Source organism: Aeromonas sp. S18(2024), from assembly GCF_041402525.1.
Classification (GTDB): Bacteria; Pseudomonadota; Gammaproteobacteria; order Enterobacterales; family Aeromonadaceae; genus Aeromonas; species Aeromonas enteropelogenes.
The window spans coordinates 192,742-216,578 of the sequence record NZ_JBGLQV010000006.1; the positions used below are offsets into that span (position 1 = coordinate 192,742).

Annotated in this window: 17 protein-coding genes and 1 riboswitch; of the genes, 13 read left to right on the forward strand and 4 right to left on the reverse strand. The window is 61.2% G+C overall.

The window, feature by feature from the left end:
• Positions 1 to 14: 14 nt before the first annotated feature.
• Complete coding sequence (locus ACB034_RS12340) at positions 15 to 1,607, forward strand: EAL domain-containing protein (RefSeq protein WP_371172933.1); 1,593 nt, start codon at positions 15 to 17, stop codon at positions 1,605 to 1,607.
• A 127-nt stretch (positions 1,608 to 1,734) separates the two neighbouring features.
• Positions 1,735 to 3,312 carry an EAL domain-containing protein gene (locus ACB034_RS12345; RefSeq protein ID WP_371172934.1) on the forward strand — a complete coding sequence of 526 codons (1,578 nt, stop codon included), beginning with the start codon at positions 1,735 to 1,737 and terminating at the stop codon, positions 3,310 to 3,312.
• A 104-nt stretch (positions 3,313 to 3,416) separates the two neighbouring features.
• Here ACB034_RS12345 and ACB034_RS12350 read toward each other — a convergent pair whose 3' ends face one another.
• Complete coding sequence (locus ACB034_RS12350) at positions 3,417 to 4,694, reverse strand: sodium:proton antiporter (RefSeq protein WP_026456942.1); 1,278 nt, start codon at positions 4,692 to 4,694, stop codon at positions 3,417 to 3,419.
• 202 nt (positions 4,695 to 4,896) lie between these two features.
• On the opposite strand from ACB034_RS12350, the gene metH reads away from it, so the two are divergent.
• Positions 4,897 to 8,604: a methionine synthase gene (gene metH / locus ACB034_RS12355; protein ID WP_371172935.1), complete on the forward strand. Its 3,708-nt coding sequence runs from the start codon at positions 4,897 to 4,899 to the stop codon at positions 8,602 to 8,604.
• Between the two features lie 239 nt (positions 8,605 to 8,843).
• Entirely contained in the window at positions 8,844 to 9,740 is an 897-nt protein-coding gene (rimK, locus tag ACB034_RS12360; protein ID WP_042025107.1) for a 30S ribosomal protein S6--L-glutamate ligase, read from the forward strand.
• 66 nt (positions 9,741 to 9,806) lie between these two features.
• On the opposite strand, the gene ACB034_RS12365 is transcribed toward rimK, so the two are convergent.
• Together ACB034_RS12365 and ACB034_RS12370 are read right to left on the reverse strand one after the other, a co-directional pair.
• Positions 9,807 to 11,018 (reverse strand): sensor histidine kinase, encoded by a 1,212-nt coding sequence (locus ACB034_RS12365; RefSeq protein ID WP_371172936.1) that lies wholly within the window; start codon positions 11,016 to 11,018, stop codon positions 9,807 to 9,809.
• Complete coding sequence (locus tag ACB034_RS12370; protein WP_026458199.1) at positions 11,015 to 11,683, reverse strand: response regulator transcription factor; 669 nt, start codon at positions 11,681 to 11,683, stop codon at positions 11,015 to 11,017. The genes ACB034_RS12365 and ACB034_RS12370 overlap by 4 nt, the downstream gene beginning before the upstream one ends.
• A gap of 88 nt (positions 11,684 to 11,771) precedes the next feature.
• Here ACB034_RS12370 and ACB034_RS12375 point away from each other — a divergent pair, with 88 nt between their 5' ends.
• From ACB034_RS12375 to thiH, 9 genes are all read left to right on the forward strand, one after another.
• A complete protein-coding gene (locus tag ACB034_RS12375; RefSeq protein ID WP_042025109.1) occupies positions 11,772 to 12,188 on the forward strand; it encodes a hypothetical protein in 417 nt (138 codons plus the stop codon).
• Between the two features lie 72 nt (positions 12,189 to 12,260).
• Complete coding sequence (locus tag ACB034_RS12380; RefSeq protein ID WP_371172937.1) at positions 12,261 to 12,734, forward strand: hypothetical protein; 474 nt, start codon at positions 12,261 to 12,263, stop codon at positions 12,732 to 12,734.
• A 278-nt stretch (positions 12,735 to 13,012) separates the two neighbouring features.
• Positions 13,013 to 14,491, forward strand: a complete 1,479-nt coding sequence (locus ACB034_RS12385; RefSeq protein WP_371172938.1) for an aerolysin family beta-barrel pore-forming toxin — start codon at positions 13,013 to 13,015, stop codon at positions 14,489 to 14,491.
• A 109-nt stretch (positions 14,492 to 14,600) separates the two neighbouring features.
• Positions 14,601 to 14,714, forward strand: a riboswitch (TPP riboswitch).
• 263 nt (positions 14,715 to 14,977) lie between these two features.
• Positions 14,978 to 16,969 (forward strand): phosphomethylpyrimidine synthase ThiC, encoded by a 1,992-nt coding sequence (gene thiC, locus ACB034_RS12390; protein ID WP_371172939.1) that lies wholly within the window; start codon positions 14,978 to 14,980, stop codon positions 16,967 to 16,969.
• Positions 16,966 to 18,573 (forward strand): thiamine phosphate synthase, encoded by a 1,608-nt coding sequence (gene thiE, locus ACB034_RS12395; RefSeq protein ID WP_371172940.1) that lies wholly within the window; start codon positions 16,966 to 16,968, stop codon positions 18,571 to 18,573. Before thiC ends, thiE begins: the two co-directional genes overlap by 4 nt.
• Positions 18,563 to 19,339: a ThiF family adenylyltransferase gene (locus ACB034_RS12400; protein ID WP_371172941.1), complete on the forward strand. Its 777-nt coding sequence runs from the start codon at positions 18,563 to 18,565 to the stop codon at positions 19,337 to 19,339. The genes thiE and ACB034_RS12400 overlap by 11 nt, the downstream gene beginning before the upstream one ends.
• Complete coding sequence (gene thiS, locus ACB034_RS12405) at positions 19,336 to 19,542, forward strand: sulfur carrier protein ThiS (protein ID WP_042009043.1); 207 nt, start codon at positions 19,336 to 19,338, stop codon at positions 19,540 to 19,542. The genes ACB034_RS12400 and thiS overlap by 4 nt, the downstream gene beginning before the upstream one ends.
• A gap of 1 nt (position 19,543) precedes the next feature.
• A complete protein-coding gene (locus ACB034_RS12410) occupies positions 19,544 to 20,311 on the forward strand; it encodes a thiazole synthase (protein WP_371172942.1) in 768 nt (255 codons plus the stop codon).
• Complete coding sequence (gene thiH / locus ACB034_RS12415) at positions 20,308 to 21,456, forward strand: 2-iminoacetate synthase ThiH (RefSeq protein WP_371172943.1); 1,149 nt, start codon at positions 20,308 to 20,310, stop codon at positions 21,454 to 21,456. Before ACB034_RS12410 ends, thiH begins: the two co-directional genes overlap by 4 nt.
• A 530-nt stretch (positions 21,457 to 21,986) precedes the next feature.
• Here the strand turns inward: thiH and ACB034_RS12420 are convergent.
• A complete protein-coding gene (locus tag ACB034_RS12420) occupies positions 21,987 to 23,684 on the reverse strand; it encodes a reverse transcriptase domain-containing protein (protein ID WP_371172944.1) in 1,698 nt (565 codons plus the stop codon).
• Positions 23,685 to 23,837: the final 153 nt, after the last annotated feature.

Sequence of the window (23,837 nt, forward strand, 5' to 3'; positions counted from 1 at the left end):
TGGCGTGGTTTTTTATGTTTCTTTTCCGGTTGGATCTTTCCCGTACCAGATTGCGCATCGGCAGTACTCTGCTGGCATTCTCCCTCCCTCTGCTGGTTGGTGGCTGGATCGTTCACAGCAACTATCTGTATGATCTTAAAGCCGATTCCAGAGCTTCGGCACACAAGGCCATTACCTTGATGGAAGAGGTGCTGGATCGTGCGGAACAGGTCAACCGGGAAGTGCTGCCGTTTGTAGCGGCCCCCTGTGAACGTAATTTGCTGATCTTGCGCAAGAAAGTAGCTGTGGAGCCCTTCCTGCGCTCGGTCAACCTGGTCAATGATGGAGTGATCAGCTGTACCTCGTTGTTCGGGGCTGTCAGCGAAGTCGATGATGGCTCCCGTTATCTCGATCGCAAGTTGCTGCTGATGCGCGGCAACAAGGTAAGGCAGAACCACCCCCTGCTGGTGGTGCGCACCGAACAGGGCAGGGATGCCGCTCTCAGCGCCGTCGACAGCTCATTGCTCAGTTTCATGCTCTCCCTTGGAGACAAGCCCGACGTCCTGTTTCTGCAGGTGGGCTCGGCCAGCATCGACGAGTCTGGCCGCTATCTGGACCATGCCCCCAGGCTGGAGCGCAGTACCAGCCTCAGGCTCTCCTCCGACCGCTACCCCTTTGCCATCTACGCAGGCTACAGCATTCCCCACTACTGGCAGTCACTCTGGGAGGCGCGTCAGCTGGCGTTGTTGTCACTGGCTGCCAGCGCCTTGTTGCTTGCCTGGCTGGTGTGGTGGGTGCTGGGCCGCCCGGGTTCCCCCAATGACGAGCTGAAACGGGCCCTGCGTGCCAGGGAATTCGTCCCCTATCTGCAACTGCAGGTGGCCAGTGACGACGGCAGCATGATGGGAGGGGAGGTGCTGATGCGCTGGCATCATGCCACCGAGGGAGTGATCAGGCCCGATCTCTTCATTCCCCAGGCGGAGGAATCCGGCCTTATCGTGCCCATGACCAGCCAGATGATGAGAAGCGTGGCGAACCAGTTGGGGCGGATACAGACGCAGCTGCCGGATGGTTTTCATATCAGTTTCAACATCAGTGCGGCCCACTGCCACGATTTTTCCCTGCTCAGCGAATGCCGTACTTTTCTCGATCACTTTGCCCCCGGCAAGGTGGTGATGGTGCTGGAGCTGACCGAGCGGGAGCTGCTGGTGGCGGATAACCAGACGCTCTCCCTGTTCCAGCAGCTGGATCAGATGGGGGTCAGGCTGGCGATCGACGATTTTGGCACAGGCCACTCCAGCCTGCGTTACCTGCAGCAGTTTCATGTGGATTATCTCAAGATAGATCAGTCATTTATCCGCAGGATAGGCACAGAATCCCTCTCCCAGCACATAGTCGACAACGTGATCGATCTGGCGAGCCGTCTTGGTCTCGCCCTGGTGGCGGAAGGGGTCGAGACAGAGCAGCAGGCCGCCTATCTCAGGAGCAAGGGGGTCCAGTTTCTGCAGGGATTCCTCTACTCCCACCCCATGCCGTTGCCGCAATTTTGCGAAGAGCTGCAGTCAGGGGATATCCCCGCCAGCTCGCCTGTTCCTGCACGGGAAAAGCGCAGCGTGAACGCCAGTTAAAGGGCTCTGGCAAGCGGAGAGTGGGCTGGCTGTTTCGGCTCCATTCTGGTCAAACTTTGTTCGCGCTAGGCCTGAGTTCAGCATCGCCTGTTATGTTGGGTCGCCATGTTCGCTGTATGGTGCCCTTATGTCGATGACGTTGCCCAACCTGGATTTCTCCCGTCCCTGGCTACGCCTTGGTTGTACCCTGCTGCTGTTCGGACTGCCTTTCTCCTTGGGTCTCTGGATGTTGTACAACAGCCATATACAGACCCTGGAACGCCAGTCCGAGGAGTCCGCTAAACAGGCGGTCTCCCTGATGGAAACCATGTTGTCCCATGCGGAAGAGGCCAATCAGGCGATCCTGCCCTTCCTCGGCAAGTCGTGCGAACGGGCCCTGTTTGCCCTGCGCCAACAGGTAGCGCTGGTGCCCTTCGTGCGCACCGTCAATCTGGCGGGGGAGGAGGAGGCCTACTGCAACTCCCTGTTTGGTCCCATCCGCTGGCCCGATCGGCAGGAAAATTACATCGACGGGCGCCTGCGCCTGGTGTCGGGTAGCCAGGTGCGTGCCGATCACCCCTTGCTGATCCTGCGGGACAACAAGGAGCAGGGGGCGGCGGTCAGCACCATAGATGGCGACTACCTGCGCTTCATGCTGGTGATCAGTGGTCGCCCCTGCAAGTTGCTCCTTCACGTGGGGAGCCAGTGGCTGGATGACGAGGGCGTGCTGAGCGACAAGGAGGTAGCCCTGCCCACCTTGGCCAGTCACGAGACCTCTTCCGCCCGCTATCCGCTCTCCATCTATGCGGGACATGAAATCTCATCGCTCTGGCTCTCCCTGTGGCAGGAGAAGCGCTGGGGGGCCCTGCTGCTGGCGGGCATCTCCCTGACTTTTGCCCTGCTGATCTGGTGGTTGCTGGGACGGCCCCGCTCACCCGTCAGCGAGCTGGAACGCGCCCTGCGCAACAAGGAGTTCGTGCCCTACCTGCAACCCCTGGTGGCGTCGGATGGCGAGCGGGTGATGGGGGCCGAGGTACTGATGCGCTGGCAACATCCGACGGCCGGGCTGATCCGCCCCGATCTCTTCATCCCCCAGGCGGAGGCTAGTGGCCTCATAGTGCCGATGACGACCCTGATCATGGAAGAGGTGGCCCGGGAGCTGGGCATGGAGCGCCAGCAGGTGCCCCATGGATTTCACATCAGCTTCAACATCAGTGCGGCCCATTGCCGCGAGGCCGGGTTGCTCGCCGAGTGTCGCCGCTTCCTCGCTCATTTCGCGCCGGGCCAGGTGGTGCTGGTGCTGGAGCTGACCGAGCGGGAGCTGCTGGTGGCCGATCCCCAGACCCTGTCACTGTTCAGACAGCTCAACGAGCTGGGGGTCAGGCTGGCCATCGATGACTTCGGTACCGGCCACTCCAGCCTGCGTTATCTGCAGCAGTTCCAGGTGGACTACCTCAAGATCGACAAGTCCTTTATCAGCCGGATCGGGACCGAGTCCCTCTCCGAGCACATTGTCGACAACGTGATCGACCTGGGTTCCCGCCTCGGTCTCTCCCTGGTGGCCGAGGGGGTAGAACATCCGGCGCAGGCGCAATATCTCAAGACCAAAGGGGTGACCTATCAGCAGGGCTACCTGTTTGGCCGGCCGATCCCCCTTGGGCAGTTCAGGGCGGAGCTGAACCAGAACACTGCCGATCCCCGGTCGGTACCCGCCGTCGCTTGTTGAGGGCATCGGCAATCCGCGCGCAAATAAAAATCCGGCCCCGTAGAGAGGCCGGATTTTTTTTATCAGCGTGCCAGTGGGTCGCAAAACCCGGTGGCAGGCGGCAATCAGTAGTCGCCGCTTGCCCGCTTGGCAGCGGTGATCATCGGGGTGATAGTCATGCCCTGTACCACGATGGAGAACATCACCACCGAGTAGGTCATCACCAGGATGACCTGGCGCAGGTCGACGCCGTGCTCCGGGAGCATCATGACGCCGGACGGCAGTGCCAGGGCCATCGCCATGGCCAGACCGCCACGCAGGCCGCCCCAGGTGAGGATCCGCACCGAGAAGGTGTTATAAGTACGGAAACGGCGGAAGGCCACATAGGGCAGGGAGACGCTGATGAAGCGGGCAGCCAGGCAGAGCGGCACCGCGATGACCAGCAGGATCCAGTCACGCCAGGCGAGATCCAGCAGCACCAGCGCCAGACCGATCAGCAGGAACAGCAGGGCGTTGAGGAACTGGTCCATCAACTCCCAGAAGTGATCCAGGTGATGGCGGCTCTGCTCGGAGAAGCCGGAGTGGCGGGTCCAGTTGCCGATCATGATGCCGGTGACCACCATGGCCAGAGCGCCGGAGACGCCGATCATGTTGGCAAAGGCGAAGCCGGCGGTCGGGATGCAGAGGGTCAGCAGCAGCTCCAGAGAGCCGTCATCGGTGGCGCTGATCATCACGTGGGCGATGACCCCCAACACGGCACCGAACAGGATGCCACCTAGGGCTTCGTGCAGGAACAGACCGGCCACGCTGCCGAAGGTGGGCTCGACGCCGCCAAATGCCACGGCAAACACGGTGGCGAAGATGACGAGGCCCACACCGTCATTGAACAGGGACTCCCCCTCGATCTGGATGGAGATCTGGGGCGGCGCCTTCATCTTCTTGACGATGGCCAGCACGGCGATCGGGTCGGTGGGGGAGATCAGGGCCCCGAACAGCATGCAGTAGACCAGTGGCACATCCCAGCCCAGCAGCTTGGCGATAAACCAGAAGCCATAGCCGATGAGGAAGGTGGAGAGCAGGGTCGCGACTATGGCCAGAATGGTGATCTCCCACTTCTGGCTGCGCAGCGCCTTGAGGTTGATGCCAAGGCCTCCAGCGAACAGCAGGAAGCCCAGGATCCCCTTGAGCAGGAAATTCTGGAAGTCGATGCTCTTCATGGTCTCGACGGCAAGGGGTTCCAGGTTGAACCAACCCAGTTTACCGAACAGCACCATCAGCGCGGAGATCAGCATGGAGCCGGCGGTGATGGCGATGGTGGTCTGGATCTTCACGACATACTGGTTGGCAAAGGCGATAAATATCGCCAACGCTGCCAGGAAGCAGAGTGTGTAGTAGACGCTCATAGTTATTTTTTCTCGTTTGTAAACAGCAAGCACGTATCCCTGTCGGGACGCCCATAGGGTACTCCCGGGTCATATGTTACTCATTACCCACAAGTGAGTATATGAAGGCCATTTTGGACTGATAGACGGCTAGATTTCCATTTTCCAGGTTTACTGTTAGGATGCTGCTTACGCAGTTGCATGGATGTAAGAGGAAAGCGCCGTGGCGAAGAGTGGGCAAAGTAGGGATCCGAACCAGAAGTCGGACATAACAAAGAAACTGGAAACCTGCCTCAAGGAGCGGATCCTGATCATCGACGGGGCCATGGGCACCATGATCCAGGGGTACAAGCTCGGCGAGGCAGACTATAGAGGCGAGCGCTTTGCTGACTGGCACACCGACATCAAGGGCAACAACGACCTGCTGGTGCTGACCCGTCCCGCCGTGATCCGCGAGATCCACGACCAGTATTGCGCCGCCGGGGCCGATATCCTCGAAACCAATACCTTCAACGCCACCCGTATCGCCATGGCCGACTACGAGATGGAGGATCTCTCGGCCGAGATCAACCGGGAGGCGGCCCGGCTGGCCCGCGCCGTAGCCGACGAGTGGACCACCAAAGAGCCCCACAAGCCGCGCTTCGTGGCAGGCGTCCTGGGCCCCACCAACCGCACCGCCTCCATTTCGCCGGACGTGAACGACCCCGGCAAGCGCAATGTCACCTATGACCAGCTGGTGGCCGCCTATACCGAATCGACCCACGCCCTCATTGAGGGCGGCGCCGACATCATCCTCATCGAGACCATCTTCGATACCCTCAACGCCAAGGCGGCCGCCTTCGCGGTGGACTTGGTGTTCGAGGAGCTGGGCTACAGCCTGCCGGTGATGATCTCCGGCACCATCACGGACGCCTCCGGCCGCACCCTCTCCGGCCAGACTACCGAAGCCTTCTACCACTCGCTGCGTCACGTCAAACCTGTCTCCTTCGGTCTCAACTGTGCGCTGGGCCCGGACGAGCTGCGCCAGTACGTGGAGGAGCTCTCCCGCATCAGCGAAACCTTCGTGAGCGCCCACCCCAACGCCGGTCTGCCGAACGCCTTCGGTGAGTACGACCTCGACGCCGCCGAGATGGCGGGCCATATCCGCGAGTGGGCGTCGAGCGGCTTTCTCAACCTGGTGGGCGGCTGCTGCGGCACTACTCCGGCCCATATCCGTGCCATGAGCGACGCCGTGGCGGGCATCAAGCCGCGGGTCCTGCCGGATCTGCCGGTGGCCTGCCGGTTGTCGGGCCTCGAGCCCCTCATCATCACCCCCGAATCCATGTTCGTGAACGTGGGTGAGCGCACCAACGTCACCGGCTCGGCCAAGTTCAAGCGCTTGATAAAAGAGGGGCTCTACGACGAGGCCCTGGACGTCGCCAAGCAGCAGGTGGAGAACGGCGCCCAGATCATCGACATCAACATGGACGAGGGGATGCTGGACGCCGAGGCGGCCATGGTGCGCTTCTTGAACCTGATCGCCGGTGAACCGGACATCGCCCGGGTGCCCGTGATGATCGACTCCTCCAAGTGGGAGGTGCTGGAAGCCGGCCTCAAGTGCGTGCAGGGCAAGCCGGTGGTCAACTCCATCTCCATGAAGGAGGGGGTGGACAAGTTCATCGAGCAGGCGAAACTGCTGCGCCGCTACGGCGCCGCCGTCATCGTGATGGCGTTCGACGAGGTGGGCCAGGCCGATACCCGCGCCCGCAAGTTCGAGATCTGCCAGCGCGCCTACCGCATCCTGGTGGATCAGGTGGGCTTCCCGCCGGAAGACATCATCTTCGACCCCAACATCTTCGCGGTGGCGACCGGCATCGACGAGCACAACAACTACGCGGTGGACTTCATCGACGCGGTGAAGGACATCAAGGAGAACCTGCCTCACGCCATGATCTCCGGCGGCGTCTCCAACGTCTCCTTCTCGTTTAGGGGCAACGAGCCGGTGCGCGAGGCCATCCACGCCGTCTTCCTCTACCACGCCATCAGGAACGGCATGGACATGGGGATCGTCAACGCCGGCCAGCTCGCCATCTATGAAGACATCCCGGCCGAGCTCAAAGAGAAGGTCGAGGCGGTGGTGCTCAACCTCAATGACAACGCCACCGAAGAGCTGCTGGCCATCGCCGAGAAGTACCGCGGTGCCGGCGCCCAGACCGAGGATCCGCGGGAGCAGGAGTGGCGCAGCTGGCCGGTGGGCAAGCGGCTGGAACACGCCTTGGTCAAGGGCATCACCGACTTTATCGAGGAGGACACCGAAGAGGCGCGCGCCCAGGCCGAGCGGCCGCTGCACGTCATCGAGGGGCCGCTGATGGACGGCATGAACGTGGTGGGCGATCTGTTCGGCGCCGGCAAGATGTTCCTGCCCCAGGTGGTGAAGTCGGCCCGGGTGATGAAGCGGGCGGTGGCCTACCTGCAGCCCTATATCGAGGCGGAAAAATCGGGCGGATCCAGCAACGGCAAAATCGTGCTGGCCACCGTCAAGGGCGACGTGCACGACATCGGCAAGAACATCGTCGGCGTGGTGCTGCAGTGCAACAACTTCGAGATAGTTGACCTCGGGGTCATGGTGCCTTGCGAGACCATCCTCAAGACGGCGCGGGAGGTGAATGCCGACATCATCGGCCTGTCGGGCCTCATCACCCCATCTCTCGACGAGATGGTGCACGTGGCGAAGGAGATGGAGCGCCAGGGCTTCAAGCTGCCGCTGCTCATCGGCGGTGCCACCACCTCCAAGGCCCACACCGCGGTGAAGATAGAGCAGAACTACTCAGAGCCCGTGGTCTATGTCTCCAACGCCTCCCGCGCGGTCGGGGTGGCCCAGAGCCTGCTGAGCCCGGAGCTCAAACCAGCCTTCGTCGCCCGCATCGACAAGGAGTACGAGATTGCCCGCGAGCAGCACGCCCGCAAGCAGCCGCGCTCGCGCCCCATCACGCTGGCGGAGGCCCGCGCCAACCGCCATCAGCTGGACTGGGTGGGCTATCAACCGCCGGCGCCCCGGGAGCCCGGCGTGCAGAAGTTCGAGAACGTGCCCATCTCCGTGCTGCGCCCCTACATCGACTGGACGCCGTTTTTCCTGAGCTGGGAGCTGGCGGGCAAGTTCCCCCGCATCCTGGAAGATGAGGTAGTGGGGGAGGAGGCGACGCGCCTCTTTGCCGACGCCAACGCCATGCTGGATCAGTTGGAGAAAGATCAGAGCGTGCGCTGCGCTGGCATCATAGGCCTGTTCCCGGCCAACGCCGTGGGGGACAGCATCGAGGTCTACACCGACGAGTCGCGTACCCAGGTCAGAAAAGTGCTGCACCACCTGCGCCAGCAGAGCGAGAAGCAGGGTTTCCCCAACTACTGTCTGGCGGACTATGTGGCGCCGAAAGAGAGCGGCAAGCCCGACTGGATCGGCGCCTTCGCGGTGACCGGCGGCATCGGTGAAGAGGCCATCGCCAAAGCCTACAAGGCCGAGCACGACGACTACAACGCCATCCTTATTCAGGCGGTGTGCGACCGTCTGGCAGAGGCGTTCGCCGAGTACCTGCACGAGCAGGTGCGAAAGCAGCACTGGGGCTATGCCCCGGACGAGGCGCTCTCCAACGAGGAGCTCATTCGCGAGAACTACCGTGGCATCCGCCCGGCGCCCGGCTACCCGGCCTGCCCGGAGCACACCGAGAAGGGGAGCATCTGGGAGCTGCTGGACGTGGAGCAGGCCATCGGCATGCAGCTCACCGAGTCCTACGCCATGTGGCCGGGGGCGGCGGTGTCGGGCTGGTACTTCTCCCACCCCGACAGCAAATACTTCGCGGTGGCCCAGATCCAGCCCGATCAGGTGGAGGACTACGCCGTGCGCAAGGGGATGACACTGGAGGAGGCCCAGCGCTGGCTGGCCCCCAATATCGGCTAAGAGTGAAAGGCCGGATGAAATCCGGCTGATCGTCAGGAAAAAACGGCGGTATGCTCGGGCTGGTGGACCAGCCAGCCCGGGGCCGCCGTTTTCCATGGTCGCGGTGAGGAGCTGAGCGGTGAGCTCTGTGTGCGGTTTGTCTTGTTGTCAGGAGAAACAATTGGCGTTGTCTTGGCGCTGTGGCACCTTATACTCTCCCGCCCCATCCTGCCCAGGCACTGCCTTCTAGCGGAATTGTCATGAAGATCGCCATTTTATCCCGTGAGCCGAAAAACTACTCCACCCGCCGTCTGGTCGAGGTGGCACAGGCCCGTGGTCACCAGGTCGAGGTGCTCGACACCCTGCGCTGTTACATGAACATCGCCTCCCACAACCCCTCCATTCACTACGAGGGGGGGGAGCTGGAGAGTTATGACGCCGTGATCCCGCGGATCGGGGCCAGCATCACCGCCTATGGCACCGCCGTGCTGCGCCAGTTCGAGATGATGAACACCCTGGCCCTCAACAGTTCGGTGGCCATCAGCCGCTCCCGCGACAAGCTGCGGGCCATGCAACTGTTGTCTCGCCACGGGGTCGGCCTGCCAGTGACCGGCTATGCCCACAGCACCCATGACGTGCCCGACCTCATCACCATGGTGGGCGGCGCCCCCCTGGTGGTGAAGCTGCTGGAGGGCACCCAGGGGATCGGCGTGGTGCTGTGCGAGACCCAGAAGGCCGCCGAGAGCGTGATCGAGGCCTTCATCCAGACCAACAACAACATACTGGTGCAGGAGTATATCCGCGAGGCCAACGGCGCCGACATCCGCTGCCTGGTGGTCAATGGCAAGGTGGTGGCGGCCATGCGCCGTCAGGCCCAGCCGGGGGAGTTTCGCTCCAACCTGCACCGGGGCGGCACCGCAGAGGCGATCAAGATCACCCCGGAGGAACGAGCCACCGCGGTGCAGGCCGCCAAGATCATGGGGCTGGATGTGGCTGGCGTAGACATACTGCGCTCTGCCCGCGGGCCGCTGGTGCTGGAGGTGAACTCCTCCCCCGGTCTGCAAGGGGTGGAAGCCGCCTCCGGCAAGGACGTGGCGGGCAAGATCATCGAGTTTCTCGAGCTCAAGGGCAGCCGCAAGCACAAGCCTGCCGAGTAAGGGGCTGTGAGTGACAAGCTGCATCAAGCAGCATAAAGAGAAGGCGCCCTCGGGCGCCTTCTTGTTTCATGGGCTCATCGCCAGCCGGGCGCTGAAGATACCCTCTGCCAGCCGGGTCTCTATTTGCCAGCCCAGCTTCTCGCAGATGCGCTGGATGATGGTGAGGCCGCAGCCGTAGCCGAGGATCTGATCCGGCGCCGCTGCTGTCGGATTGCTGATGGTGAGCACCTGCCCGCTCAGCTCGATCTCGATATGGCCTTCGGCGTAGCTGAGGGCGTTTTTCAAGAGGTTACCCAGTGCAATGGCGAGCAGGGAGAGGGGAGCGTTTACTTCGCTTGCCTCGTCCAGTTCAAGCCGGATATCGAGGGACTCCCGCTGCAGCAAGGGGGCAAGGCGGGCCAGCTCCCGGCGGATCAGCGGTGCCACCTGCTGTGGCGGCCGCTCCACCTCTTCTTTGCGCCCCAGCAGCAGGAAGGTTTCGGTGAGCAGGGCCATCTCGTCGGCGGCGGCACGAATGCGGACGGTGGCGCGGGCCGCCGGGGCTGGCAGAGCGGTCACCTTGCCGAGCAGGGCGGCGGAACCCTGGATCACCATGTTGGGGGTGCGTAGCTCGTGGCTGGCGAAGCGGCTGAACTCCTGCTCGCGGGCAAACACGGCGCTGACCTCCTGCTTGCCGGTCAGCAGGGCCTGTTCTATGTCCCGCAGCTCCTGCCAGGGTGCATCGGGCACGAAGTCCGCCTGATCCGGGGTGAGGTGGGCAACCCGCTGCTGCAACCGCTGCAACGGTCCAGTAATGTGGCGCACCAGCCAGATGCCAAACCCGATGAAGGCGAGCAGAAGCGCCAGCCCGATCAGCCGGGTGGCGAGATGCAGTTTGTCTTCGTAAGGATCCAGATAGTCGTCGGCGTCGTCGTTGAACACCAGATAGAGCAGCCCCTTGCCAGAGGGGTGGCGCGCCACCAGAAAGTGCTTGTCCTCCTCGCCCAGCTGATGCTCGAAAAAGCCGGGGGTTTGGTAGGGCCTGAGCCAGACCGGCAGGCGTCCGGCCTCGGTCCAGTAGCTGGAGAACTGGCGCGGGCTCGGCGCCGGCGCCGCCATGCCGAGGCGCAGCCAGTCATCGCCGTAGCGGGTTACCTCAGCCTCCAGCCAATGGCGCAGGCTCAGCTCCTCCATCTTGTCCTCGGCCACCAGCATCAGGCCGGAGATCAGCATCAGCAGCACCAGGCCGGCGCCGCCAAGGGCCACCACCAGGCGACGGCGCAGGCTCGGCAGGCTCATGGGGTCACCAGCCGGTAGCCCTGGCCGTGCAGGGTCTCCAGCATGGGGGTGGGAAAGGGCTTGTCGAGGGCGTTGCGCAGGGCATAGATGTGGCTGCGCAGGGCGTCGGAGTCCGGCTCCTCATCCCCCCAGACGGTATCCAGCACCTCCTGGCGGCTGACGATGGCGGGGGCGCGGCGAGCCAGCAGGGTGAGGATCCGAAACGGGATCTTGCCCAGCTTGAGTTCGACCCCGGCCCGGGTGGCGCGGCCGCTGGCGGCATCGACGGTCAGCTCACCCACGCTGATGGCACCCACGTCTCCGCGTGGTCCCCGCAGGCTGAGGGCCTGCAGGCGCACCTCCAGCTCCTCCATGGCGAACGGCTTGACCAGATAGTCATCGCCCCCCGCCTTGAAGCCGGCCAGCTTGTCCTCCAGGCTGTCGCGGGCGGTGAGAAACAGCACCGGGGTGGCAATGCCCTGCTCGCGCAGGCGGGCCACCGCGCTCAGGCCGTCCAGGCGCGGCATCATGACATCCATGATGATGACGTCGAAGCGTTGCTCCGCCAGCAACTGCAGGGCGGCCTGGCCGTGATAGGCGCAATCCAGCCGGTGGCCTGCCAGCTCCAGATAATCCATGATGGTTTCCGCTACCTGAGGATTGTCTTCCACAACCAAAATCTTCATGCTTTGCTCTCCTGGTCAGCGACCTTTTCACGGTCTTTTCACACCGGATACGGCATCCTGTGTGCCAGTGTAACCCCGAGGATCCCCGATGAAGAAACCTATCTGTGCCCTGCTGTTGTTGCTCATGCTGCCATTTGGCATGGCACATGCCGCCGAATTCAAGCTGACCGGCCGCACCACCTGGCAGCTGGGGCAGCTGATGGTCAATGGTCTGCCGTTTGTGATCGACGATCAGACCCGCTTCAAGGATTGGCTCAACGAAGACGATCTGGGCGGCACCTGGGTCGATCTGGAAGGGGTGGTGCTGGACGGCGTGCGCTACGTGCGGGAAGTGGAAGCTATCGACGAAGCGGACGAGATGGAGCTGGAAGGGCCGGTCGAGCGGGGGCGGATCTGGGGTTATACCACCTCGGACAACAGCCTGGCTCCGTTCGAAGGGCGCTGGCTCGAGCTGGAGTGCAAATTCGACGGCATGCGCCTGAGCCGCTGCCGCCAGGACGACTGACACGCCAGCGGAAAATCTCTCCATCCCGGCCCATAGTTAAGGCTCCTCCTGCACTTGACCATGGGCCGCCACATGAAACCCGCCATCCTTCTTCTCCTCTCTCTGCCCTTTTGTATCCAGGCTGCCGAGCGCGAACTCTGGCTGGTGGAACTGGAACACAACGACGGCCTGCGCCTGCAGTTTCAGGGAGCCGAACTCGAACTGGGCAGCGCCCGGCTGGAGGGCATTCGGCAGTTATCTGATTTGAGGCCCGGTATGCGTCTGGCCATCTGGAGCCGTGATGGCGTGGCCGAGCAAATTGGTCTTGCCCCCCAGGCACGGCCGTCGGATGGCTGGCGGCGGGCGCAGGCACCCCTGATCGCACAAGGCGCCGGGACGCTCTCGATGGCGGGGCTGGGGGCGGTGGCGTTTGATCATCATACCCGCTGGCTCAACGGGGGGCCCGGTGACCTGCAACCCGGACGCGAGCTGGTGCTGACCCGGGATGAGGCGGGGCGATTACAGGAGATCCTGGTCGTCAATCCGGAAGATGAAATCACGGAATAAAACCGGGAAATATCTATTCTCTGTCTTATCCAATAAGTCAGGATATTTAAGAATATATAAAATTGTTAGATTTTATTTCATTTAAAGAGGATCGCTTATAAGTATTTAGTCATTAAAGTGACAGCTCTAATTCAAACGTTTTCGTCATATTGAGATCATGAAATTAAATATTCCTGCTTGAGCCTAAATAACCTCGGCTGATATGGTGGTCTGGCGTGCTGCTTGTTAATAAAAATAACCCTCTCATTCGTGTCGTTCTCCAAAAATAAGGGGTTGCTATGAAAGCACTCAAAATAACAGGCTTGTCATTAATCATTTCCGCCACGCTGGCCGCCCAGACCAATGCTGCAGAGCCCATCTATCCTGACCAGCTGCGGCTGTTCTCTCTTGGGGAAAATGTCTGCGGTACTGATTATCGTCCAATTAACCGGGAAGAAGCACAGAGTGTCCGGAATAATATTGTGGCCATGATGGGGCAGTGGCAAATCAGTGGGTTGGCCAATAACTGGGTTATTCTTGGGCCAGGTTATAACGGTGAAATAAAACCGGGTAAAGCATCGACAACCTGGTGTTATCCCACTCGTCCCGCCACGGCAGAAATACCTGTATTGCCCGCCTTCAATATTCCTGACGGCGATGCGGTGGATGTGCAATGGCGTATGGTTCACGACAGCGCCAATTTCATCAAGCCGGTGAGTTATCTGGCCCACTATCTGGGCTATGCCTGGGTCGGCGGCGATCACAGCCAGTTTGTCGGGGATGACATGGATGTGATCCAGGAGGGGGACGACTGGGTGCTGCGTGGCAACGACGGCGGGAAATGCGACGGCTATCGCTGCAACGAGAAGAGCAGCATCCGGGTCAGCAACTTCGCCTATACCCTGGATCCGGGCAGCTTCAGCCACGGTGACGTGACCCAGTCAGAGCGTACCCTGGTCCACACAGTGGTGGGTTGGGCGACCAACATCAGCGACACGCCCCAGTCCGGTTACGACGTGACCCTGAACTACACCACCATGAGTAACTGGTCCAAGACCAACACCTATGGCCTGAGCGAGAAGGTCTCGACCAAGAACAAGTTCAAGTGGCCGCTGGTGGGGGAAACCGAGGTCTCCATCGAGATTGCCGCGAACCAGTCCTGGGCCTCCCAGAACGGAGGGGCCGTCACCACAGCGCTGTCCCAGTCGGTACGTCCGGTCGTGCCCGCCCGCTCCCGGGTACCGGTGAAGATCGAGCTCTACAAGGCGAACATCTCCTATCCCTATGAGTTCAAAGCGGATATGAGCTATGACCTGACCTTCAACGGCTTTCTGCGCTGGGGTGGCAATGCCTGGCATACCCATCCCGAGGATCGTCCGACCCTGAGTCACACCTTCGCCATCGGTCCGTTCAAGGACAAGGCGAGCAGCATCCGTTACCAGTGGGACAAGCGCTACCTCCCTGGCGAGATGAAGTGGTGGGACTGGAACTGGGCCATCCAGCAGAACGGCCTTGCCACCATGCAGGACAGCCTGGCCAGAGTACTGCGCCCGGTTCGCGCCAGTATCACGGGTGACTTCCGTGCCGAGAGCCAGTTCGCCGGCAATATCGAGATCGGCACCCCGGTGCCGCTTGGCAGCGACAGCAAGGTACGCCGTACCCGCAGCGTGGACGGTGCCAATACCGGGCTCAAGCTGGACATCCCGCTGGATGCCCAGGAGCTTGCCGAGCTGGGCTTCGAGAATGTCACGCTCTCGGTGACCCCTGCTCGCAATTAAACAAGCACACGCAACGTAACGATCAGACCGGGCCCAGTGCCCGGTCTTTCTTTTGCACTGGTCGGGCGTGTTAATGGGTTGTACTTTGCAAAACCCCACTTATACTGGCGCCATCTTGTCGGAGTGCTGACCGTCGAACGACGCTAAGCTGAGACCGTTAATTCGGGATCCGTGGAACCTGATCAGGTTAAGACCTGCGAAGGGAAACAAGGGTAACTTGCGGGTTACCGCGCCGGGGAAGGAGCATCTTCCCGCCAGCCAGAGGCAGACCGCCTTTGGCGGGTGCAGGCGCACAGGGGGAGGTTGTCCCGTCCGGTTGTCCATAGAGCGCCGGGTTTCCAGAGCAAGGGAAACACGGGACGGCAGAGCTGGGAAGATCCATGCCCGACTCACTCCCCCCAGCACACCCCGCCGCAAGTTCATCTTCTCCTCGAACTCCAGACAAGCAAACACCCATAACTTCAACCAGTTAATGTGAGTTTTGCTATGTCTACCAATGTTTCTGATACCACCAAATCCAGCCGCCGCGAGCAGCGCTCCAGCGCCCAGACCTTTATCGACAACCTCAAGGGGATGGCCCACCCCAACTCCCGCCGCATCTTTATTGAAGGTTCCCGCCCCGACATCCGGGTGCCCCTGCGGGAGATCCAGCTGGCCGACACCTTCGTCGGCGGCACCAAGGAGGATCCCCAGTTCGAACCAAACGAGCCGGTACCGGTTTACGACACCTCGGGCCTCTATGGGGAAGAGGCTGCCCCCATCGACGTGCGCCGCGGCCTGCCGCGCCTGCGTGAAAACTGGGTGCTGGAGCGCGCTGACACCGAGGCGCTGGAGGGCCTGAGTTCCGTCTTCACCCAGGAGCGCCTGGCCGACGAGGGGCTGGATCACCTGCGCTTCGAGCACTTGCCGAGCGCCCGCCGCGCCAAGCCGGGTCGCCGGGTGACCCAGCTGCACTACGCCCGCGCCGGCATCGTCACCCCCGAGATGGAATTTATCGCCCTGCGCGAGAACATGGGCCGCGAGCGGGTGCGCTCCGAGCTCTTGCGCACCCAGCATCCGGGCCAGGGCTTTGGCGCTAGGTTGCCCGAAAACATCACCCCCGAGTTCGTGCGCGATGAAGTGGCTGCCGGCCGCGCCATCATCCCCTGCAACATCAACCACCCGGAAGCCGAGCCCATGATCATCGGCCGCAACTTCCTGGTGAAGATCAACGCCAACATCGGCAACTCGGCGGTCACTTCCAGCATCGAAGAGGAAGTGGAGAAGCTGGTGTGGTCCACCCGCTGGGGCGCCGACACAGTGATGGATCTCTCCACCGGCCGCTACATCCACGAGACCCGCGAGTGGATCCTGCGCAACAGTCCGGTGCCCATCGGGACAGTGCCCATCTACCAGGCGCTGGAGAAGACGGGCGGCATCGCCGAGGATCTCACCTGGGAGCTGTTCCGTGACACCCTGCTCGAACAGGCCGAGCAGGGTGTGGATTACTTCACCATCCACGCAGGCGTGCTGCTGCGCTTCGTGCCCATGACCGCCAAGCGCCTCACCGGCATCGTCTCCCGCGGTGGCAGCATCATGGCCAAGTGGTGCCTGTCCCACCACAAAGAGAACTTCCTCTACGAACACTTCCGCGAGATCTGCGAGATCTGCGCCGCCTACGACGTCAGTCTGTCGCTGGGTGACGGCCTGCGCCCGGGCTCTGTCTACGACGCCAACGACGAGGCCCAGTTCGCCGAACTGCGCACCCTGGGCGAGCTCACCAAGATTGCCTGGGAATACGACGTGCAGGTGATGATCGAGGGCCCCGGCCACGTGCCCATGCACATGATCGAGCGCAACATGACCGAGCAGCTGGAGCACTGCCACGAGGCGCCGTTCTACACCCTGGGCCCGCTCACCACCGACATCGCGCCGGGTTACGATCACTTCACCTCCGGCATCGGCGCCGCGCTCATCGGCTGGTACGGCTGCGCCATGCTCTGCTACGTGACCCCCAAGGAGCACCTGGGCCTGCCGAACAAGGAGGACGTGAAGCAGGGGCTCATCACCTACAAGATCGCCGCCCACGCCGCTGACCTTGCCAAGGGCCACCCGGGCGCTCAGATCCGCGACAACGCCATGTCCAAGGCGCGCTTCGAGTTCCGCTGGGAGGATCAGTTCAACCTGGCGCTGGATCCCGACACCGCCCGCGCCTACCACGACGAGACCCTGCCCCAGGAGTCCGGCAAGGTGGCGCACTTCTGCTCCATGTGTGGCCCCAAGTTCTGCTCCATGAAGATCACCCAGGACGTGCGCGACTACGCCGCCAAGCTGGAAGCCGTAGAGATAAAGCTGGTCGGCATGGACGGTCAGCAGGAGCGGGTCGTCGCCGAGGTGGAGAGCGGCATGGCGCGGATGGCCGAGACCTTCAAGGAGACCGGCGGCGAGATCTACCACCAGGCGGCGACCCTGAAGCAGGCCGCAGGGGAGGAGGCGTGAACAGGGAGCGCGGGGCTGTCAGCCCCGCCGACCTGCCCGCCGTGATGCAGGCCCGTCCCGTGGTCTGGACCATCGCGGGATCAGACTCCGGCGGCGGCGCCGGCATTCAGGCCGACTTGCACACCCTGCACGATCTCGGCGTGCACGGCTGCTCCGTCATCTCCGCCATCACGGCCCAGAACTCGGTGGCGGTGAAGATGGTCGACCCCGTGTTGATGCAGACCTTCACCGCCCAGATCGACGCCCTGGGGCTGGATCTGCCACCCGCCGCTATCAAGGTCGGCCTGCTGCCGACCCGGCTGCACGTGGAGGTGCTGGCCCGCCGGCTGGCGGCCAACCCGGCCCCCTTTGTGGTCTACGACCCGGTGGCCATTGCCAGCACCGGCACCCCCATGGCCGAGCCCGGCATGCTGGCGGCGGTGCGCGAGCACCTGCTGCCACGTCTGTCGCTCATCACCCCCAATGGTCCCGAGCTGGAAGCCCTGACCGGCCTGCCCGCCACCAGCCCCGAGCTGGTGCGCCTCGCCGCACGGCGGCTGCGCGAACTCGGCGCCCGCGCCGTGCTGGTGAAGGGGGGCCACCTTGCGTGGGGCGGGGATCTCTGCCTCGACTACTACCAGGACGAGACCCGCGAATTCTGGCTTGCCGCGCCGCGCCTCGATACCCGCCATGGCCACGGCACCGGCTGCAGCTACGCCAGCGCCATCGCCGCTGTGGTGGCACAGGACTACCCGGTGGAAGACGCCATCACCCTGGCGCGCGCCTACCTGCAACAGGGCTTGGCGGCGGCGCAGGGAGTGGGGGCAGGCCCCGGCCCCATCGCCCATCTGGGCTGGCCAGCCGATCTTGCCCACTTCCCCCGTGCCGTATTGGCGGGCTCAACCCTTGATCGCCGCTTCGGCCTGTATGAGACGAGCAGCGCCCGCTTGCCGCAGGGCCCCTTCGCCGCGACCGAACACTATCTCGGCCTCTATCCGGTGGTGGATTCGGTCAAGTGGCTCAAGCGCCTGCTGGGGGCCGGGGTCAAGACCATCCAGCTGCGCATCAAGGACCTGCCCGCCGCCCAGGTGGCGCCGGCCATTCGCGATGCGGTAGCGCTTGGTCGCCGCCATGGGGCGCGGCTCTTTATCAACGACTACTGGCAGCAGGCCATCGAGGCGGGCGCCTGGGGCGTGCACCTGGGGCAGGAGGATATGGAGACCGCCGATCTCGCCGCCATTCAGGCGGCCGGGCTGCGCCTTGGCATCTCCACCCACGGCTACTTCGAGCTGATGCGCGCCCGCGAGCTCGCGCCCTCCTATATCGCGCTCGGCCATATCTTCCCGACCAACACCAAGGCCATGCCTTCGCGCCCCCAGGGGCTGGAGCGGCTGCATCACTACCGCGCCCTGATGACGGATTGGCCGACGGTCGCCATCGGCGGCATCAGCGAGGAGCGGGTGGCGGCGGTCAAGGCAAGCGGGGTTGGGAGCATCGCCCTGGTCTCGGCCATCACCGCCAGCGACGACTGGCAGGGGGCGACCGAGCGGCTGCTCGCCGCCGTGGGGGCGGGGGACGAGCCACGTTCGGCCTGTGTGATGCGGGAGGTGGAACATGCGCTCTGATGCCGCATCTCTTAGTGACAAAGAGTATCTCAGATACGGCCGACAGCTGATGCTGGCGGAAGTGGGGGAGGCGGGTCAGGCGCGGCTCAAAGATAAGTCCGTGCTGATCGTGGGCCTGGGCGGGCTCGGCTCGCCGCTCGCCCTCTATCTGGCCGGGGCCGGGGTCGGCACCTTGTGGCTGGCCGATGGCGATACGGTGGATTCCAGCAATTTGCCGCGCCAGATCCTGTTCGACTCCGAGGCGGTCAACCACTCCAAGGCGGAGCTGGCCCGCGAGCGTTTGGCCGCCCACAACCCGCTGGTGGAACTGATCGCCATCAACCAGCGGCTCGATGCCGCCAGCCTGCCCGGTTTTGTGGAAGAGGTGGATCTGGTTGTCGACTGCTGCGACAACCTGGCCACCCGCCAGGCCATCAACGCCGCCTGTGTGGCTCAGGGCAAACCCTGGATCTCCGCCGCCGCGGTGGGCTGGCAGGGACAGCTTATGGCACGAGTAAACAGCGATCACGCCTGCTACGCCTGCCTCTATCCGCAGGATACCAAGGTGAGCCAGAGCTGCGAGACCAGCGGTGTCACCGGCCCGCTGGTCGGGGTGATGGGCTCTTTGCAGGCGCTGGAGGCGCTGAAACTGCTGCTCGGGATGCCAAGCCCGGTCGCCAGCACATTGCGCCGTTTCGATGCTTTGACCCATCAGTGGCAGACCCTCACTCTGGCTCCCGACCCCGACTGTCCGGTTTGCGGGCCGCACAAGGAAATCACCCCATGACCTTGACTATTCGACTCAACGATAAAGCCCAGCCGCTGGCGGCAGGGCAGAGCGTGGCCGACCTGCTGGCCGCCCAGGACGTCCATCCCCAGGGGGTGGCGGTGGCCCTTAACGGCGCCGTGCTGCCACGTGGCCGCTGGGCCGAGACCCGTCTCAATGACGGGGACGAACTCCACCTCTTCACCGCCATTGCGGGAGGCTGACATGCTCAAGATTGCCGATCACACCTTCTCCTCGCGCCTCTTTACCGGCACCGGCAAGTTTGCCCGCCCGGATCTGATGGCCGCCGCTATCGAGGCAAGTGGCTCCCAGCTCGTCACCATGGCCATCAAGCGGCTCGAACCGGGCAAGGCTCACGACGATATCCTGAGCCCCTTGCTGGAACTCGGGGTCAAGCTGTTGCCCAACACCTCCGGCGCCAAGACCGCCGCCGAGGCGGTGTTTGCCGCCCACCTGGCCCGCGAGGCGCTGGGGACGAACTGGCTGAAGCTCGAGATCCACCCCGACCCGCGCTATCTGCTGCCCGATCCCATCGAGACGCTGAAAGCCGCCGAGCAGCTGGTGAAAGAGGGTTTTGTGGTGCTGCCCTACTGCGGTGCCGACCCCGTGCTGTGCAAACGGCTGGAAGAGGTGGGCTGCGCCGCCGTGATGCCGCTCGGCGCCCCTATCGGTTCCAATCAGGGGCTGGTGACCCGGGAGTTTCTCTCCATCATCGTCGAGCAGGCCAATGTGCCCGTGGTGGTGGATGCAGGGATCGGTGCGCCTAGCCACGCGGCCGCCGCCTTTGAGCTCGGCGCCGATGCCGTGCTGGTCAACACCGCCATCGCGGTGAGCGGCGACCCGGTCGCCATGGGCCGCGCCTTCGCGCTGGCCTGTGAGGCAGGCCGTAGCGCCTATGAAGCCGGTCTCGGCGCCCGCGCCCTGCAGGCGCAAGCCTCCAGCCCGCTCACCGATTTTCTGGGGGCCCTATGAGCGTGCACTTCGACCCCATCGAGGGCGTGAGTTTTCTCGATAGATGGCAGGCGCTGGAGTGGGACGATGTGGGGATGCAGGTGCGCGCCAAGACCGCCGCGGACGTGGAGCGGGCGCTTGCCAGTTCGCGCCGCAGCCTGGATGACTTTATGGCGCTGCTCTCCCCGGCTGCCGAGGCCTACCTGCCCCGGATGGCGGCCGAGGCCGAGCGGCTGACCCGCCAGCGCTTTGGCAACACCATCGGCTTCTATGTGCCGCTCTATCTGTCGAACCTGTGCGCCAACGATTGCACCTACTGCGGCTTCTCCATGAGCAATCGCCTCAAGCGCAAGACCTTGAATAGCGAGGAGATTGAGCGCGAGTGTCTGGCCATCAAGGCGCGCGGCTTTGACAGCGTGCTGCTGGTGACCGGCGAGCACGAGACCAAGGTGGGGCTCGGCTATTTTCGCGAGGTGATGCCCATCATCCGCCGTCACTTCAGCACGGTAGCGATGGAGGTGCAGCCCCTCTCGCAAGACGAATACGCCGAGCTCAAGACTCTCGGCCTCGACTCCGTCATGGTCTATCAGGAGACCTACCACGCCCCCACCTATGCCCGCCACCACCTGCGCGGCAACAAGCGGGACATCGCATGGCGTCTCGCCACGCCGGATCGGCTTGGCCGTGCCGGCATCGACAAGATAGGGCTGGGGGCGCTGATCGGTCTCTCCTCAGACTGGCGTGCCGACAGCTACTTCGTCGCCGAGCACCTCGCCTGGCTTGAGCGCCACCACTGGCAGAGCCGCTACTCGCTCTCCTTCCCACGCCTGCGCCCCTGCACCGGTGGACTGGAGCCTTCCGTCATCATGTCGGATCGCCAGCTGGCCCAGCTAATCTGCGCCTGGCGCCTCTTCTCGCCGACCCTGGACTTGTCCCTCTCGACCCGGGAGTCGCCGGCGTTTCGCAACGGCGCCGTGCGCCTCGGCATCACCCAGATGTCGGCTGAGTCGCGCACCCAGCCGGGGGGCTATGCGGACGGCGGTGAGGAGGAGCTGGAGCAGTTCGCCATCCACGACGACAGGCCAGTGGGTGAGGTGGCCGCCGCCGTGCGCCAGGCCGGGTTGCAGCCGGTGTTCAAGGACTGGGAACCCTTCTTGGGCCGATAGGGGCGGTCACGCCCCCCTTTGCCGGTGGCATCCGGGCGTCCAGCCAGACTCCGTGCCTGTGGCAAGCAGGCACGGCTGCGCCGTGCAATCGTAGGGTCGATTAGCCGGTAGGCGTAATCGTCCGCTCCGTGTGATGGGGGAATGGCACGGCCTTGCCGTGCAGGACGCGAGGCCGCTGGCCTCGACGGGGTTTCGCCCGCCCTTCGGGCCGGGGCGAGTGACTTTGGAAAGACCCAAAGTCACCAAAGGTCTTTTCCCCCGCCAATCCGACCGCTACGCGGTTTCCCTCGGGTCAGGAGCAAGGTCGGACGGACCGCCGCAGACGGCACATCCCTGTGCCGGCTGCGTCTTCGCCATCATCCCTGATGGCGCTCCTGACCTTACCCCTTCCCCTCGGCGGATTGGAGGGGGAACCAAAACCGTGCCCGCCATTACCTCAGGGGAATCGTAGGGTGCAATAATCAGATCGCATTAAACCGTTTTTTTGAATATAGAGGTGCAATTCACCTCGTTCACTGCATCCTACGAATCTATTCATTTACGTAATTAATTAGCGTTGAAATTGGTATGAAACCATGCAGTTTTGTCGAGTGATCATGTTTAGCAGAGCCTATAGAGGCAATACCGATGACTTCAAGCTTTTCATTTAGTACCGGGCCTCCGCTGTTTCCATGAATTACAGGAATGTCAAGTAGCCATACATTGTTTCCAAACAAAATTTTGGATTGTACTATTTTTCCACTATTAATATATGGTGTCTCTCCTGGTGAATATTGAGGGAAACCCATAACAGTTACTTTTGAACCTATTTTTAAAATTGAGTCATCTCCAACTTTAAGTCTTTTTATTCCGTTGAAATCTGTTGTTGGTTTTAGAATGGCTAAATCTTTTGCACGACATGATTTATCAAAGTTTGATTTACGCTTTTTGTCTTGCTCAAAATGACGATAAATCTCAAGCAACACGCTGTTATCTTTGTCAATGCCATCAACAACATGCTGATTGGTTACTAATCCAATCCCATCAAGTAGAAATCCAGTTCCCTGAGAATCATCTAACGCATTTTCAATGATGAAAATAGACTCGCCAATTTTATCCAATGGTGTGTTAATTAGCGATTTATTTGGTTTTCCTATGCACTCAGTGTATGAGTAAAGGATTTCTCTAAAGAGGCGATCACTTTTACCTCGAACCATGCCAATGAAATTAATCCTACCGAAAACAATTTCACTAAAGAAAAAACCCTGATCTTCATTATTTTTTATAAATATCTGATGTTTTTCTAAAATAGATTTGTCGTGATATTTTGATAGATATTCTAATGCGGCATTAACAAGTCCAAATTTCTTCCAAGCGTATATCATAGACCTTGTTTGGCGAATAAAGGCTCTCGAAACATTGACTCTTTCATTGACAACTAAACCAGTTACAACTTGTCTGAAGTTTTGTGAGAAACATCTGGACTTTTCATTGTTAATTTTAAATCCATTCTTTTCAATGATAGAGATAAGTTTTTCACCTAGCTTTAAGTTATTCTCTTTTAATACAGTAGCGATATCTCTGGGAAGCCTGCGTCTAGACTGGGTGAATGAAAAAGTAATATCATCAACATATCTTGTATATGTAGAGCGATTATTTGCAGCTAGCTGATGAAGATCTTTATCAAGCTTATATGCAATCATGTTGGAAATTATAGGGGATGTTGGAGCACCCTGAGGTAATTTTCCGTTCAAGCAACATATATGGGCTAAAACTGTTGCAACAGGTGGTGCAAGATTTAATGGATAAGATTGAAATAAATTTCGCACTCGACCAAAATGCAAAGAGTCAAAGAACCCAAGCAGATCAATATTTAAAACGAATTTTTTACCAACATGCATGGATGCATTTGTTAATATGCTTTTTCCTTGAATGAATCCATGCGCTGATTTTCTAGGGGAGTAAACATTGTTGAGGGATTGAGATATTGCTCTCTGAATTGACTTTAACTTTTTGTTGGGCGCTGAAATCAGCCTTTTATCTCCATTTTTCTTATCTATATAAAAAGGTCTATATAGATTATTTACTGATGGATAAATTAACTCTTGGAGTTCATTATAATTCTGGAATCCCAAGAATAAGGCTAGGGCATCAGTAGAATGACAACACGTAATGCAAGTTGGTTTGACCGGTTTAAGATGTTGTTTCACTGCACTGGGTGAAAGAAAGGTCGCATTTGGCTGTGTCATAGGAAAGTCCAGAATGGTGAAGAAGGGGCGAATATGCTTTCTCTTTTACCATGTGCCGGTGGCAACCGTGACGAGTGCAACCGGGAAAAAGAAACATGTAAATGACCACCGCAGATTAACGGCAGAAAGTTAAACTCTCGCCCCTTCCATTAA